The following is a 14638-nucleotide window of genomic DNA, read 5'->3' as shown; positions in this document are numbered from 1 at the left end:
CCCGTCCTGAAAAGGCCGGGGTCTTTTTTTGTCCCTCGATAAAGCGCTGCTGAACTTGTCTTAAGTAGGCTTGCCGGCGAACTTGAGCTTGCCCCAGGTCAGGCCGATCAACGCCGCCAGGGTCGAAGCGGCCAATACACTCAGCTTGGCGGCCGACAGCAGGGCCGGGTCGGAGAAGGCCAGGGAAGAGATAAAGATCGACATGGTGAAACCGATCCCCGCCAACAGGCCGACCAGGCCCACCCCGGTCCAGGTCACACCATCGGGCAGCCTGCAGATATTGAGCTTGACCAGGGCCAGGCTCGCCAGCATCACGCCCAACGGCTTGCCGAGCACCAGGGCGAAGATGACACCGATGAACACACCGTGGGCCAACGGGTCATCCAGGTTGAAACCGTCCAGGCTCACTCCGGCATTGGCCAGCGCGAACAGCGGCATCACGCCGAACGCTACCCATGGGTGCAGTGCCGATTGCACCCGTTGTACCGGCGGCAATATTTCCCGCTGGGCTTCGCGCAGTTGCTTGAGGGGCTGGGCAACCTGCTGTGGGCCTTGTGCCGGGTGCGAGAAGCGCTCCATCAGTTCGTTGAACGTGCGTTCGATGGTCTCCAGCGGACGTTCAGTGGTGGGCTTGGAATTGACCGGCGTCATCAAGCCAAGGATGACCCCGGCGAGGGTAGGGTGCACGCCGGTCTTGAGCAGGCCAAACCAGACAATCGCGCCTGGCAGCAGATAGATCGCGGCCTTGCCGATGCCCATGCGCTGGAATACCAGCACCAGGGCCAGCCCGCCTGTAGCAATCACCAAACCCATGTAGTCCAGGCTGGCGGTGAAGAAGATCGCGATGATCAGGATCGCCACGATGTCATCGATGATCGCCAGGGCCAGCAGCAGGATACGCACGCCACTGGGAATCGACTTGCCCAGCAACGCCAGCACGCCCACGGCAAAGGCGATGTCGGTCGCGGTGGGCACGGCCCAGCCGCTCGCGGCGCCAGTGCCGTGGTTGAGCAGGGTGTAGATGAGCGCCGGCATCAGCACGCCGCCCAGCGCCGCGCCCAACGGCAGGGTAGCCAGCTTGAGGTTGGCGAGGGCACCGTCCTTGATTTCCTGGCGGATCTCGGCACCGACCACCAGGAAGAAGATGGTCATCAGTCCGTCATTGACCAGAAAGTGCAGGGAGCGTGAGACGCTGTAGTCGCCCAGCCCCAGGGTGATGGGGGTGTTCCAGAAGTGCTCGTAGGTCGCCGCGGCGGGGCTGTTGGCCCAGATCAGCGCCGCAATGGCCGCCAGCAGCAGGACGATACCGCTGACGGCTTCGATACGGGAAAAGCGCTCAAGGGCAGACAGCGCGCCCTCAGCCAGACGTTGAGGGCGAGGGATCGCAGGGTGTTTATCAGGCACGACAAATCTCCATTGGCGGCCCGACCAATGCTTGGCTTTTAACCTGCGCCGTACTTTATGCAGCGACGCACCCAGGGGGATGATAGGAAGCTGATGAATAAGTTGTAAACAAACTTGTCATCGTACGGGCTTTGTCTTACTCAGGATTGCGCCCACCGCCAGCGCCATCAGGCCTAAAACTGCCCAGGGGAATACCTCGACACCGAAGCTTTGCAGCAATAAACCACCTGCCAATCCTCCCCCGGCAATGCCCAGGTTCCACACTGTGACCAGCATTGATTGCGCGGCATCGGCCGAGTGGCCCGCCGACTTGGCCAGGGCGGTTTGCAACAGGGCCGCGAGGCCACCGAACGCCAGGCCCCACAACGCCACGCTGATGTAGAGGCTGATTGGCGAGCTGATCCAGAGGCCAAGCAGCAAGGCGGCCACGGCAAACATCGCACAACTGATGAGGGTCAGTAGCCGTAGGTGCCGGTCAATCCAGATGCCTACCAGCCAGATGCTCAACAGGGCCATCAAGCCGAACACGAGCAATACCCTGTCGATGTCGCCGCCAATCCCGGCCGGCACCAGGAGCGGCGCGATGTAGGTGTAGAGGATGTTGTGGGCCAACACGTAGGTTAGGGTCACCCACAGCACCGGACAAATGCCCGGTAAGGTCAGTACCTTATGCAAGCCCAAGCGCTTGCTTGCCGGTTCACCGGCGAAGTCCGGCAGTTGCCAGCGCGCCCATACCAGCAGCAACAGGGTCAGGCCGGTCATGATGGCGAAGCTGGTGCGCCAACCGACCAGCGTACCCAGCAACGTGCCGGCAGGTACACCAAGTGACAAGGCCAGCGGCGCGCCCAGCATGGCCACGGCAATCGCCCGGCCCTGCAGGTGAGGCGCAACCATGCGGCTGGCATAACCCGCCAGCAGTGCCCACAGCAGCCCAGCGAACACACCCGCGAAAAAGCGTGCGATCAAGGTCAGGCCATAGTGGCTGGAAAACGCGGTAACACTGTTGACCAAGGCAAAGCCGCCAATGGCAATCAATAGCAGGGGACGTCTGCGCCAGCCTCGGGTCAGTAGCGTCAGGGGGATGGCCGCGAGTAACGAACCGAGGGCGTAGAGCGTGACCAGCTGCCCGACCAGGGCCTGGGACACGCCCAGACCTGCACTCATTTGCGGCAGCAATCCGGCGGGCATCGCCTCGGTAAGAATGGTGATAAAGCCAGCCGAGGCCAGGGCCAGCAAGCCTGCCAGGGGGAGGGCTTCATGCTGGGGGGCAGTACCGGCCAATAAAGGGCTGTCGTTCATGGGGTTCTCCTTGAAGGGGCAAGGAGACAGGGTAGGGGGCTGCGGCGTGCGGAAAAACAGGCTAAGGTTCCTAACTTATCGGACGTTTTTGTCCTCAATCATCCAAGGCATCACCATGGACACCCTGGGCAGTCTCTCGGTATTCGTACAGGTCGCGGACACCCGCAGCTTCACCGCGGCGGGCCGGATATTGGGTGTGTCATCCTCGGCGGTAGGCAAAAGCATCGCGCGGATGGAAGAGCGCCTGGGCGTCAGGCTGTTTCATCGCAGCACCCGCAGTATCACCCTGACCAGTGAGGGCGCGCTGTTCCTGGAGCGCTCGCGACGCATCCTGGCGGAAGTGGAGGCGGCGGAACAGGAGTTGACCCAGGCCAGCGCCACGCCTCGGGGTAAGTTGCGTATCAGCGTGCCCCAGGTGCGTGGTTTGTTGATGCCGGTGATCAGCAACTTTATGCGTGCCTACCCGGAAATCGAGTTGGACGTGGATTTTTCCGATCGCATGGTGGACGTGATCGAAGAGGGCTTCGATGTGGTGATTCGCACCGGCAAGCCGGAAGATTCACGCTTGATGGCGCGCCATCTGGGGCACTACCAATTGGTCCTCGTCGGCACGCCCGGCTACTTTGAGCAGCACGGCATTCCAAGTCAGCCGCAACACCTGAATCACCACGCCTGCCTGCGGCATAAATTCTGCGCCACCGGCAAGCTGGAGCCCTGGCCCCTGCGCCATGTTCCGGGATCAACGGAGCCGAGCCTGCGCACGCCATTGGTCAGTACCACCATCGAGTCGCTCTATCATGTGGTGCAGGAAGGTCTCGGTATTGCATGCTTGCCGGACTACATGGTCAACCAGGCGGTAAGCAAAGGGCAATTGCAGCGAGTGCTGGACGAGCATCTCGAGCACCGCGGCAGTTTCTGGTTGTTGTGGCCGGCCAGTCGCCATGCCTCGGCCAAACTGCGGGTATTCATCGACCATATGTGTGCCGGGCTTTTTCCTACCGGCGCGGTTCCCTAAGCCTGTGACGTTTTGCCGACAGGAATGCGCGCCTCCAAGGCTCGTTCTGTTGCACAATACCGTCCGGACCGTTTTCCTCAGGATTTTCAATGTCGACATCATTTCACTTGCGCAGCCTCGGGTTGGCGCTGGTGCTGGCGGGCGCAGCGGGTTGCTCGTCACCCAAGACCGCTATCTATGAACACGAGAATTTCGATGACTCCGGTACGTTTTCCCGTGATTACCCGGTCAGCGACGTGGCCGCCTGTGAAGCGGCGCGCCGTGCGTTGCTGAGCCAGGGTTACATCATCACCAGCAGCGATCCGAAGCTGGTGGCCGGCAACAAGAGTTTCCAGCAGACCGGCGAGACCCACCTGCAGATCAGCTTCAATGTGGTGTGTGCCGCAGATGGCAAGGGCAGCAATCACTCGACGATGTTTGCCAATGCCTTGCAGGATCGCTATGCGTTGAAGAAGGTCAACAACTCCGCCAGCCTGGGCGTGGGTGTACTGGGCTCGGTGTCGATGCCGATTGGCTCCACCGATGACTCGATGGTGAAGGTGGCGAGCGAGACCGTCTCGGCGCCGAAGTTCTACGAGCGGTACTTCGCCCTGGTGGATGTGTTTCTGCCCCAGGAGGTGAAACAGGCCGAGCATATTCCCGAAAAGCCCAAGGCTGACCTGGGCATGCCCGAACCCAAGGCTGCGCCGGTAGCCGAGAAGGTCGAGGCGCCGCAGGACACACCGCAGCCTGCCGCCGCGCAACCGCTTGCGCCGCCACCTGAGGCCGCGCCGATCGCGCCGAACCCAGAGCCTGCGTCGGAGCCGGCCCCGACTCCAATGCCAGCAACGGAGCCGGCGCCGGCGCCAATCAATCCCAGTCTGCCGGCGCCAACAGAGGTTATTCCGCCCCTGCCACAGTGACTCAGACGGCTACGGGATCTACCTTGTCGACGTTGATCCCGTAACGGCTGATGGCCAGGGCGATTTTGTCTCGGCCAATCACACCGTCATCCGCCAACGCTTTCAAGGCCGCCAGCACAATGAAGTGGCGGTCGACCTCGAAAAACTCGCGCAATGTTTCGCGGGTATCCGACTGCCCGAACCCATCGGTGCCCAGCGCGACGAAACGGCGGCCGTGCACGAAGGGGCGAATCTGGTCGGCGAATAACTTCATGTAGTCCGTGGCCACCACCACCGCTCCGGTTCTCCCGGCGAGGCAGGCTTCGACGTAGCTCTGGCGCGGCTCGCTTTGCGGGTGCAGCAGGTTCCAGCGTTCGGCGGCGTGCCCGTCACGACGCAGCTCGGTCAGACTGGTGACGCTCCAGACATCGCTGTGCACGGCAAAATCCTTGGCGAGCAGCTCGGCTGCGGCGATCACTTCGCGCAAGATCGAGCCGCTGCCCATCAGTTGCACCTGCGCTTGCGGGTGGGTGCTCAGCGGATACATGCCCTTGAGGATTGCCTCTTCAACGCCTTCGGGCATCGCCGGGTGCGGGTAGTTTTCGTTGAGCAGGGTGATGTAGTAATAGATGTCCTCTTGCTCGACATACATGCGCCGCATGCCCTCGCGAATAATCACCGCCAGCTCGTAGGCAAACGTCGGGTCATACGCCACGCAGCACGGAATCACCGACGCGAGGATATGACTGTGCCCGTCGTCGTGCTGCAAGCCTTCGCCCATCAGCGTGGTGCGCCCGGCCGTGGCCCCCAGCAGGAAGCCGCGCGCACGGGCATCACCCGCGGCCCAGGCCAGGTCGCCAACGCGCTGGAAGCCGAACATCGAATAGAAAATGTAGAACGGCACAGTCATCAGGCCATGATTGCTGTAGGACGTACTCGCCGCGATCCACGAAGAAATGGCGCCGGATTCATTCAGCCCTTCCTGCATGATCTGTCCGTCCTTGCTCTCCTTGTAGTAGCTCAATTGCCCAGCGTCCTGTGGGGTATAAAGCTGCCCGACGGCGGAGTGAATGCCGATCTGGCGAAACAGGCTTTCCATGCCGAAGGTGCGCGACTCATCCGGCACGATGGGCACGATCAGCTTGCCCAGGTGCGGGTCCTTGAGCAGGGTGCCGAGGATGCGCACAAAGGCCATGGTGGTGGAGATGGCACGCTCGCCGGTGTCTTTGAGTTGGGTGGCGAACGCGCTCAGTTCGGGGATCTGCAACGGCGCGACGGCCGAGTGGCGCGCCGGTATATAGCCGCCCAGGGCTTGGCGTCTTGCGGCGAAGTAGCGAGCTTCTTCGCTGTCGGTGGCGGGTTTGAGGTAAGGGATTTCGTCGAGCCGGTCATCGGCGACTTCCAGGCCGAAGCGGTCGCGAAAGGCTTTTACCGCGTCGGCGCCCATCTTCTTCAACTGATGGTTGATGTTCTGGCCTTCGCCGGCTTCACCCATGCCAAAACCCTTCACGGTCTTGGCCAGGATCACCGTGGGCTGGCCCTTGTGGCGCACGGCGGCGGCGTAGGCGTTGTAGACCTTGTCCGGGTCATGCCCGCCCCGTGAGAGTTTCCAGATATCGTCGTCGGACATGTCCGCAACCAGCGCCAGCAACTCCGGGTATTTACCAAAGAAGTGTTCACGCACATAAGCGCCGTTCTGGGATTTGTAGTTCTGATAGTCGCCGTCCACGCACTCCATCATGCGTTGGCGCAGCAGTCCGCTCTGGTCCTTCTCCAGCAGTGCGTCCCAACCGCCTCCCCAGATCACCTTGATCACATTCCAACCGGCGGCGCGATACAGGCTCTCGAACTCCTGGATTACCTTGGCGTTGCCGCGCACCGGGCCATCCAGGCGTTGCAGGTTGCAGTTGACGACGAAGATCAGGTTGTCGAGTTTTTCGCGGCCTGCCAGGGAGATGGCGGCCAGGGATTCCGGCTGGTCCATTTCGCCGTCGCCGAGGAAGGCCCAGACCTTGCGGCCCTGGTGTTGCTTGAGGGCGCGAAATTCCAGGTAGCGCATGAACCGCGCCTGGTACGCGGCGGTAATCGGCCCAAGGCCCATGGACACAGTGGGAAATTGCCAGAAATCGGGCATCAGCCGTGGGTGAGGGTAGGACGACAATCCCTCGCCGCCGGCCTCGCGACGGAAGTTGTCGAGTTGGGCTTCGCTGATGCGGCCTTCCAGGTAAGCGCGGCCGTAGATGCCTGGGGAGGAGTGGCCCTGGATGTACACCAGGTCGCCGTCGAAGGTGTCGGTTCGGCCACGGAAAAAATGATCGAAGCCGACGTCATACAACACCGCCGCTGATGCGTAGGTGGCGATATGCCCACCTACACCTGAGTGTTTGCCTGCGCGCAAGACCATCGCCATGGCGTTCCAGCGGATAAACGCATTGGTGCGACGCTCGATATCCAGGTTGCCGGGGTAGGGCAGTTGGCGTTCGACCGGGATGCTGTTGACGTAGGGGGTGGTGACCCGCCCGTAGAAGTCGCCATGGCGCGCGACGTCGAAATCCAGCAACTGGTCGATCAGGTAATGGGCGCGGGGGCGGCCTTCGGTGGACAACACCGATTCGATGGACTCCAGCCATTCGCGGGTTTCCTGTGGATCATCGTCGAGTCTTGCTGTGTTATTCGAGGTCATGTGAGGCTCCAGGGTAGGCGGATTCAAGCGGCGAGCTCCTTGTGGGAGTGGCGCAAATGTAGTTGCAATTGCAACGACATGACGGAATCTAGCGCGGGATGAGCTACTATTGCAACCTTCTTGAAATCCCTCGGATGGTGTTGCATGTCGTCGAAAGAACCGGATGTCTGGTTCCGTTTTGTCAGGGCCCACAGGACGGTCATCCGTGAAATCGAGCGGCGGCTGGCCGCGGCGGACCTGCCGCCGTATGCCTGGTACGACGCCTTGTGGGGCCTGGAAAGCGGGCCCGACGGTACCCGGCGCATGCACGAATTGGCCGATGTGCTGGCTATTGAGCGCTACAACCTCACGCGCCTGGTGGACCGCCTGGAAAAGGACGGCCTGGTGGTGCGCTCGCGTTCCGACGGTGACGGTCGTGCGGCGTTTGCCTCGATCACGGACGCCGGCCGGCTGCTGCGCAAAAAAATGTGGAAGATCTACGAAAGCACCGTGGACGAGCTGTTCCTGTCGCAGATCGAACCTGGGCAACGCCAGGCGTTTGCCGATGCCCTGGAGCGCACTGCGGGGCTTGCGATGGAGGCGGGCGTGCCGACCCGCAGCCGCGGCAAGCGCTGAGCAACAATGAAAAACCAATGCAAGCCCGAACATTCCAGCTCATCCAAGTGGGTAGCGGGCCGTTGCCTTCTTCACGTCTAATGCGTCGATCCGTCCTTGCTCCGCCAACGCCCTGAGCGCCGATACCACCACCCAATACCGACTCGGCGCCGTCGCCTGCACCGACCCAGCGCCCAATGCTATAAACCGCGTACCCACGTGCGCCCGCAACTGATCGACAATCGCCTGCGGATAGCCGGTCACTGCAATCACCGGCGCTGTATTTCCCGCCAGGCACTCACGTAAATGGCAACTGCGCCTGGGGGCCAGGGGGTGCAAGCGATTCCAGCGCTCGGCCGCCGCCGCCTCACGGGCCAGCCGTGTATAGCTGGGGCAACTCCATACCTGCGCCGTGATATTCCAGTCCTGTGCCAGCAACCGAGCGGCGAGCATGACTTCTTCAAGCGCCCGGCCAGCGCCGAGCAGGCGCACATCTGCCACTTGGCCACGTTGGATCGGATACATGCCTTTGTGAGCGTCTGCACGGTCCTGGCTATCCAGCGTGGTGCTAGCGTCCTGATCATGCAGCGCCAGGTAATAAAAGCCCGGCTGCCCGTCGACGTACAGCGTGCGCAGCCCCGCCAGCACAATCGCCCTGGCTTCGTCACCCGAGGCGGGATCGTAAGGGGTGCAGCGCGGTTGGGTCGCCAGCCACAACGGCAGCGATGGGTGCGCGCCCTTGGGCCATGGGGAGGGCTGGTTTTCGATGTCATTGCACAAGATACCGCGCTGGGCGGTCTGGTCCGACAGTGCACACAGCTGTGCCGACGATGTCGCGCTGTGCAGGTAGAGCAAAGGTTTTTCGCCGCGATTGCGTGCAAACCATGTGGGCCAGTTGCCCACGCGGCGGCTGCGTGACTGGCCACGGATCACCCAGGCTTGTCGGCTGGATTCCAGGATATTGGCCATGGTCATGACCGCATACAACGGCGAGCTGCCCGGGCTGGCGGCGGTGTCGAGTGCATCGATGCAGCGCAGCGCAGAATGCGCGGTGGAAGCAGGCATGGGGCGAAGCTCCTTTCAACGGATGCTCGTACCCTAATGGAAATATGGTTGCATTTGCAATGATTGCAATTGCACCTTAAAAGTCTCGCGGTTAAATCATCCCGTCCCTGGCGCGTTTAACCCTGAAATACCGGAATGTCATCACGTCGACATTTTTTCGTCATGACGGCACTTTAGGCTGGGTTCGCAGGTCATTTATCTGCAACCGCTTTCAATTGAAGAAGGAGTTCACCATGGACGAATACCAGGAAGAATTGCTGGAGTACCAGGCATTCGAGCTGGATCCACTGGATCCCGGCGACGATGCCACCGAGCTGTAAAACCGACTTCAGGTGGAATGCCGCTGACTGCGGCGAAATTCCCCTGGGGTCTGGTTGTTCCAGCGCCTGAAGGCCCGCTGGAAGGCCTGGGCCGAAGCGAAACCGAGCAAGTAGGCGATTTCGCCGAATGCCAGCTCCGTATCGCGAATGTAGGTCATGGCCAGGTTGCGGCGGGTGTCGTTGAGAATGGCGCGAAACTGCGTGCCCTCCTCGGCCAGTTTGCGCCGCAGTGTCCAGGTCGGCAGTTTCAAGCGTGCCGCCACCTCTTCCAGGTCGGGTTCCCGGCCACCATTGAGCATCGGCCCGAGCAACTGGGTGATGCGCTCGCGCAGGCTACGGGTGCGGGTCAACTGCTCCAACTCTCTCTCACACAGCTGCAACAACAGGTGCCAGGTGCTGGGGCAATGCTGTGGGTTGCGCAGGGCCAGGGTCGGTTGGCTGAGGCGCAGTTGATTGGCGTCGGCGCCGAAGTGCACCAGGCCGTCTCCCAGCACGCTGTATTGTTCGTGGTAGTCCGGCGCTTGGAATTCGATTTCGATCCGTTGCGCCTGCACCGGCTGCTGCGCCAGGCCAGACAGTTGCTGCAGCCAACCGGCGATGATCGAATCGACGACAAAGCGGTTATAGGCGTTGTAGGGACTGATGGAATAGAACCGCAGCCAAGCGCCCTTGGCATCCTCGTGAAAACTCGATTGCCCGCGATAGTTGGAGCCGTACAGCGCTTCAAAGCGTGTCAGTGCGCGCGCTGCTTCGCGCACATTGGGCGCCTGGGCGGCGGTGACGCCGGCAAGGCCAGCCTGGCTCAAGCGACTGAGCTGGCCCATGCGCAGGCCCAGGCCCGGGTCGCCGGTCAGTTGGATGGCCGCGTGACCCAGGCGCATGTAGCGCGGGATTGATAAGCGTGCGCCGGCCTCGGCCAGGCGCGCCGGATCGAGGCCGTATTGCAGCAGCAGCGGTTGCGGGTCCAGGCCGTGGCTGTGGATGGCGTCGGTCAGGGTGTGCACGAAGCCCACCGACAGATCCCCCAGGCGCACCGGCTTCAAGGGCTACAACCAGATGTTCAGCAGGCGCGCACCGCGGGCGTCGCTGTCGGCGAACACTTGCCCGTTGCTGCTGAGAAAGCTCTGGCCGGCACTGCCCAGGTCCCAGAACTGCCCACGTAAAAATACGCTCATGCCCGCCGTGGCTTGGCTGACGGGTTGCTGGCTGATCAGGGTCAGGCGGCGCCAGGCGGCGCCCTCGCTGGTTTCTTCGGGCTTGAGGCTGACTTCAGCAGGCGTCGACACGCTCTTGAAGCCACGCCATGGGCGGTCCCAGGTGTCGCGCCCGGTGACAAAGGCTGGCACCGCGACCAGTTGCGCACCCTGTTCGTTGAGCTTGCGGTAGTTGTCCGGGTACCAGCTGTCGCTGCCTACCAGAATGCCCAGGCGCCCGGCGGGCGTGTCGACCACGCTGAGGGTGTTTTCATCTCCTGGCGCGATAAACCCGCGTTCATCGTAGATCGGGTAGAGCTGGCGCTGCGGCTGGCCCAATGGCAAGCCATCGGCGGCAAACACCAGGCTGGCGTTGTACAGCGCGCCGTGGCCCACCTGCAGCACCCCCTGGCTGACAGTCGGGTTGGGCAGGGCGATGGAGCCGGCCACCAGGGTCACGCCGAACTCCTTGGCCAGGCCGCCGAACAGCACTTGGTAGTCTTGGGCCATGGCCGGGGCTTTCATGCGCAAATACGCGTCGTCCATGCGGTTGTCACCGGTGGCGCTGATCCAGGCGCGCATGAAGGGCAGCGGGTTGCTGATCGACAGCCAGTGCATGGCGTCCTTCAGATGCGCGGCCTGGTACAGCTCGTTTTTTTCGCCACTGAGCATCAGCCAGGTGCCGATATGTTCGGGCAGTACCACGATGGTCTTGGGGTTGATCAGGCCCAGGTCACGCGCGTTTTGCAGGTAGGCCGACAGTTTCAGGTGCAGGCGTTCCAGGCTCTGGTAGTCGGCGGGAAACAGCTCCGGCTGGATGCCCAGCAGGTTGCCACGCTCGGCCGGCTGGCCCTCATTGACGGCGAGAGTGATACGCAGGTCAGACAGGTAATGCGCCACGGGGCGCTCCTGGGTCCAGACCAGATACGCGGCGAGGGCGGCAACCAGGGCCATGGTGACGGTGAACGCTAGAAGTTTACGCATGGGCAACAGACAACAGACCGGGTACAGGGTTCGCGACTAGGGTAGGGCCCATGGCGTGGCTTGCCAAGGGGCGCTGTGCATTTGGATCAATAACTTGTTAGTTTCAGTCATTGAGCGGTGGTCCACTGCCTCTTAGTCTGTGGGACATAAACCGATGGCACGCCGTTCGAGTGCGCCACGTCCCGTGATGATCCGTTGTGGAGCTGTACCATGACCGCTGCTGCCTACCCGCACCTGCTGGCCCCGTTGGACCTGGGTTTTACCACCTTGCGCAACCGCACCCTGATGGGCTCGATGCACACCGGCCTGGAAGAAAAATCCGGTGGTTTCGAGCGCATGGCGGCCTACTTTGCCGAGCGCGCCCGTGGCGGCGTGGGCCTGATGGTCACCGGTGGCATTGGTCCGAATGATGAGGGCGGTGTGTACGCCGGTGCCGCCAAGCTGACCACTGACGAAGAAGCGCAGAAACACAAGATTGTCACCCGGGCCGTGCACGAGGCGGGTGGCAAGATCTGCATGCAGATCCTCCACGCCGGGCGCTACGCCTACAGTCCCAAGCAGGTAGCACCCAGCGCGATCCAGGCGCCGATCAACCCGTTCAAGCCAAGGGAACTGGATGAAGAGGGCATCGAGAAGCAGATCCAGGATTTCGTCACCTGTTCGTTGCTGGCCCAGGTCGCCGAATACGACGGCGTGGAAATCATGGGCTCGGAAGGCTACTTCGTTAACCAGTTCCTCGCTGCCCACACCAACCACCGCACCGACCGCTGGGGCGGCAGCTTTGAAAACCGCATGCGCCTGGCGGTGGAAATCGTGCGCCGTGTGCGTGAAGCCGTGGGCCCGAATTTCATCATTATCTTTCGCTTGTCGATGCTCGACCTGGTGGAAGGTGGCAGCGTCTGGGAAGAAGTCGTGCAGTTGGCCAAGGCCATCGAGCAGGCCGGCGCGACCATTATCAACACCGGTATCGGTTGGCACGAAGCGCGCATCCCGACGATCGCCACCAAGGTGCCCCGTGGCGCGTTCAGCAAAGTCACGGCCAAATTGCGCGGCGCGGTGCAGATACCCCTGATCACCACCAACCGCATCAATACCCCGGAAGTCGCCGAGCAGATCCTGGCCGAAGGCGATGCCGACATGGTCTCGATGGCGCGCCCGTTTCTCGCCGACCCGGAGTTCGTCAACAAGGCCGCAGCCGGGCGCGCCGATGAAATCAATACCTGCATCGGCTGCAACCAGGCATGCCTGGACCACACCTTCAGCGGCAAGCTGACCACCTGCCTGGTCAACCCACGGGCCTGCTATGAAACCGAACTCAATTACCTGCCCGTCAAGCAGATCAAGAAAATCGCGGTGGTCGGCGCCGGCCCTGCGGGCCTGGCTGCTGCCACCGTGGCCGCCGAGCGCGGGCACCAGGTGACTTTGTTCGATTCCGCCAGCGAGATCGGCGGCCAGTTCAATATCGCCAAGCGCGTGCCGGGCAAGGAGGAGTTCTTCGAAACCCTGCGTTACTTCAAGCGCAAATTGCAGACCACCCACGTCGAGCTGTGCCTGAATACTCGCGTCGGTGTCGAGCAACTGGTGGCGGGTGGTTATGACGAGGTGATCCTGGCTACCGGCATCGCGCCACGTACCCCGGCGATCCCGGGCGTCGAAAACCCCAAGGTCTTGAGTTACCTGGACGTGATCCTTGAGCGCAAGCCGGTGGGCAAGCGCGTAGCCGTGATTGGCGCAGGCGGCATCGGCTTTGACGTGTCGGAATTCCTCGTACACCAAGGCGTGTCCACCAGCCTGGCTCGCGAGGCGTTCTGGAAAGAGTGGGGCATCGACACCCAGCTGCAAGCGCGTGGCGGTGTGGCCGGGATCAAGCCCGAGCGCCATGCACCGGCCCGTGAAGTGTTCCTGCTGCAACGCAAGGCCTCCAAGGTCGGCGACGGCCTGGGCAAGACCACCGGCTGGATTCACCGTACCGGCTTGAAGAACAAGCAGGTGCAGATGCTCAACAGTGTCGAGTACTTGAAGATCGATGATCAAGGCTTGCATATCCGTATCGGCGCCGAGGGCGAACCGAAGGTGCTGGCGGTGGACAATATCGTCATCTGCGCGGGCCAGGACCCGCTGCGCGAGCTGCACGACGGCCTGGTCGCCGCCGGCCAGAACGTACACCTGATCGGCGGTGCCGATGTGGCGGCCGAGCTGGATGCCAAGCGCGCCATCAACCAGGGCTCGCGCCTGGCTGCCGAGTTGTAAGACGACGAGAGGGGCGGTGTTAGACTACCGCCCCTTTTTCATTCAGATACCTGCCGATGGGCCCTTTCGATTGGCTGCCTTATGCGCCCCTTGAACCTTTGCAGCTGGATTGGCTGAACGGTGTCGAGCTGGCCGTGCTGCGCCTGGACCGTATCGATCCGCTGATCAGCGGCAACAAGTGGTTCAAGCTAACTGAGCACCTCGCTCAGGCCCGCGCTATCGGCGCCAAAGGGGTAATCAGCCTCGGTGGGGCCTACTCCAATCATCTGCACGCACTGGCGGCGGCGGGCAAGCGCTTTGATTTTCCCACAGTCGGCCTGTTGCGGGGCCATCCTCAAGACACACCCACCGTGCTCGACCTCAAGGCCTTCGGCATGCAACTGCATTGGCTCGGTTATGGCGGCTATCGCGCACGCCACGAGCCGGGCTTTTGGCTGCCTTGGCGCGAACAATATCCCCGCCTCCATCCGGTGCCCGAAGGTGGCGGTGGGCTGGCTGGTGCGCTGGGCTGTGGGGTATTAGTGGCGCAGGCGCGGGCGCAGTTGAGCCACCTCGGGTGGACGGATTACGACGCTTGGTGGTTGGCGGCGGGTACCGGCACGACATTGGCCGGGTTGGTGTTGGCCGAGGCGGGCGCGCATCCGGTGTACGGCGCCCTGGCAGTGCCGGATGACCACGGAGTGGCGCAGAATGTGAGGGCCCTGGTGCAGGGCGGTTATGAACTGCTGGAGGCCAGCCGAGGCGGCTTTGCCAAGGTCGATCCGGTGTTGCTCGAGTTTATCCAGCACACTGAACGGGCCTGCGGTGTGCCACTGGAGCCGCTCTACACCGCCAAGGCGCTGCTGGCATTGAAGCAGCAGATAGAGGCCGGACGCTTTGCTCCCGGCACTCGCCTGATCTTCATCCATACCGGCGGCCTACAAGGCCGCCGAAGTGTGGCGCTCATTTGA

At 62.4% G+C, this 14638-nt stretch carries 11 protein-coding genes; 5 read left to right on the top strand and 6 right to left on the bottom strand.

Going from position 1 to position 14638, the window contains the following annotated elements; all coding sequences use genetic code 11:
- Positions 1–60: 60 nt before the first annotated feature.
- Both nhaA and TU73_RS18640 read right to left on the bottom strand, forming a co-directional pair.
- The gene (gene nhaA / locus TU73_RS18645) at positions 61–1404 is read right to left on the bottom strand and encodes a Na+/H+ antiporter NhaA (protein ID WP_057013456.1); all 1344 of its coding nucleotides are present in this window, start codon (positions 1402–1404) and stop codon (positions 61–63) included.
- A gap of 117 nt (positions 1405–1521) precedes the next feature.
- On the bottom strand, positions 1522–2703 hold the full coding sequence (locus TU73_RS18640; protein ID WP_057013455.1) for an MFS transporter: 1182 nt from the start codon (positions 2701–2703) through the stop codon (positions 1522–1524).
- Positions 2704–2818: 115 nt separating this feature from the next.
- Between TU73_RS18640 and TU73_RS18635 the strand changes: the two genes are divergently transcribed.
- On the top strand, positions 2819–3718 hold the full coding sequence (locus tag TU73_RS18635; RefSeq protein ID WP_057013454.1) for a LysR family transcriptional regulator: 900 nt from the start codon (positions 2819–2821) through the stop codon (positions 3716–3718).
- Between the two features lie 89 nt (positions 3719–3807).
- On the top strand, positions 3808–4620 hold the full coding sequence (locus TU73_RS18630) for a DUF2242 domain-containing protein (RefSeq protein WP_057013453.1): 813 nt from the start codon (positions 3808–3810) through the stop codon (positions 4618–4620).
- Between the two features lies 1 nt (position 4621).
- On the opposite strand, the gene aceE is transcribed toward TU73_RS18630, so the two are convergent.
- A complete protein-coding gene (gene aceE / locus TU73_RS18625; RefSeq protein WP_057013452.1) occupies positions 4622–7282 on the bottom strand; it encodes a pyruvate dehydrogenase (acetyl-transferring), homodimeric type in 2661 nt (886 codons plus the stop codon).
- A 144-nt stretch (positions 7283–7426) separates the two neighbouring features.
- On the opposite strand from aceE, the gene TU73_RS18620 reads away from it, so the two are divergent.
- Positions 7427–7897, top strand: coding sequence for a MarR family winged helix-turn-helix transcriptional regulator (locus TU73_RS18620; protein ID WP_057013451.1), 471 nt, complete (start codon positions 7427–7429; stop codon positions 7895–7897).
- A 39-nt stretch (positions 7898–7936) separates the two neighbouring features.
- On the opposite strand, the gene TU73_RS18615 is transcribed toward TU73_RS18620, so the two are convergent.
- The 3 genes from TU73_RS18615 to TU73_RS18605 form a co-directional block, all read right to left on the bottom strand.
- A complete protein-coding gene (locus TU73_RS18615; RefSeq protein ID WP_057013450.1) occupies positions 7937–8941 on the bottom strand; it encodes a transketolase-like TK C-terminal-containing protein in 1005 nt (334 codons plus the stop codon).
- Between the two features lie 328 nt (positions 8942–9269).
- Positions 9270–10304: an AraC family transcriptional regulator gene (locus tag TU73_RS18610; protein ID WP_057013449.1), complete on the bottom strand. Its 1035-nt coding sequence runs from the start codon at positions 10302–10304 to the stop codon at positions 9270–9272.
- Positions 10305–10307: 3 nt separating this feature from the next.
- A complete protein-coding gene (locus tag TU73_RS18605; RefSeq protein WP_057013448.1) occupies positions 10308–11438 on the bottom strand; it encodes a carbon-nitrogen hydrolase family protein in 1131 nt (376 codons plus the stop codon).
- A 210-nt stretch (positions 11439–11648) separates the two neighbouring features.
- Here TU73_RS18605 and TU73_RS18600 point away from each other — a divergent pair, with 210 nt between their 5' ends.
- Entirely contained in the window at positions 11649–13688 is a 2040-nt protein-coding gene (locus tag TU73_RS18600) for an NADPH-dependent 2,4-dienoyl-CoA reductase (RefSeq protein WP_057013447.1), read from the top strand.
- A 56-nt stretch (positions 13689–13744) separates the two neighbouring features.
- Positions 13745–14638, top strand: a complete 894-nt coding sequence (locus TU73_RS18595) for a 1-aminocyclopropane-1-carboxylate deaminase/D-cysteine desulfhydrase (protein WP_057013446.1) — start codon at positions 13745–13747, stop codon at positions 14636–14638.

This window comes from Pseudomonas libanensis (assembly GCF_001439685.1).
In the GTDB taxonomy this organism is placed as follows: domain Bacteria; phylum Pseudomonadota; class Gammaproteobacteria; order Pseudomonadales; family Pseudomonadaceae; genus Aquipseudomonas; species Aquipseudomonas libanensis.
This window is presented reverse-complemented; position numbering and strand designations above follow the sequence as displayed.

Bases quoted from the DNA above. Each gene is read 5' to 3' on its own strand.
- TU73_RS18640 (WP_057013455.1), bottom strand. From the start codon at position 2,703: ATGAACGACAGCCCTTTATTGGCCGGTACTGCCCCCCAGCATGAAGCC.
- TU73_RS18635 (WP_057013454.1), top strand. From the start codon at position 2,819: ATGGACACCCTGGGCAGTCTCTCGGTATTCGTACAGGTCGCGGACACC.
- TU73_RS18630 (WP_057013453.1), top strand. From the start codon at position 3,808: ATGTCGACATCATTTCACTTGCGCAGCCTCGGGTTGGCGCTGGTGCTG.
- aceE (WP_057013452.1), bottom strand. From the start codon at position 7,282: ATGACCTCGAATAACACAGCAAGACTCGACGATGATCCACAGGAAACC.
- TU73_RS18620 (WP_057013451.1), top strand. From the start codon at position 7,427: ATGTCGTCGAAAGAACCGGATGTCTGGTTCCGTTTTGTCAGGGCCCAC.
- TU73_RS18615 (WP_057013450.1), bottom strand. From the start codon at position 8,941: ATGCCTGCTTCCACCGCGCATTCTGCGCTGCGCTGCATCGATGCACTC.
- TU73_RS18605 (WP_057013448.1), bottom strand. From the start codon at position 11,438: ATGCGTAAACTTCTAGCGTTCACCGTCACCATGGCCCTGGTTGCCGCC.
- TU73_RS18600 (WP_057013447.1), top strand. From the start codon at position 11,649: ATGACCGCTGCTGCCTACCCGCACCTGCTGGCCCCGTTGGACCTGGGT.
- TU73_RS18595 (WP_057013446.1), top strand. From the start codon at position 13,745: ATGGGCCCTTTCGATTGGCTGCCTTATGCGCCCCTTGAACCTTTGCAG.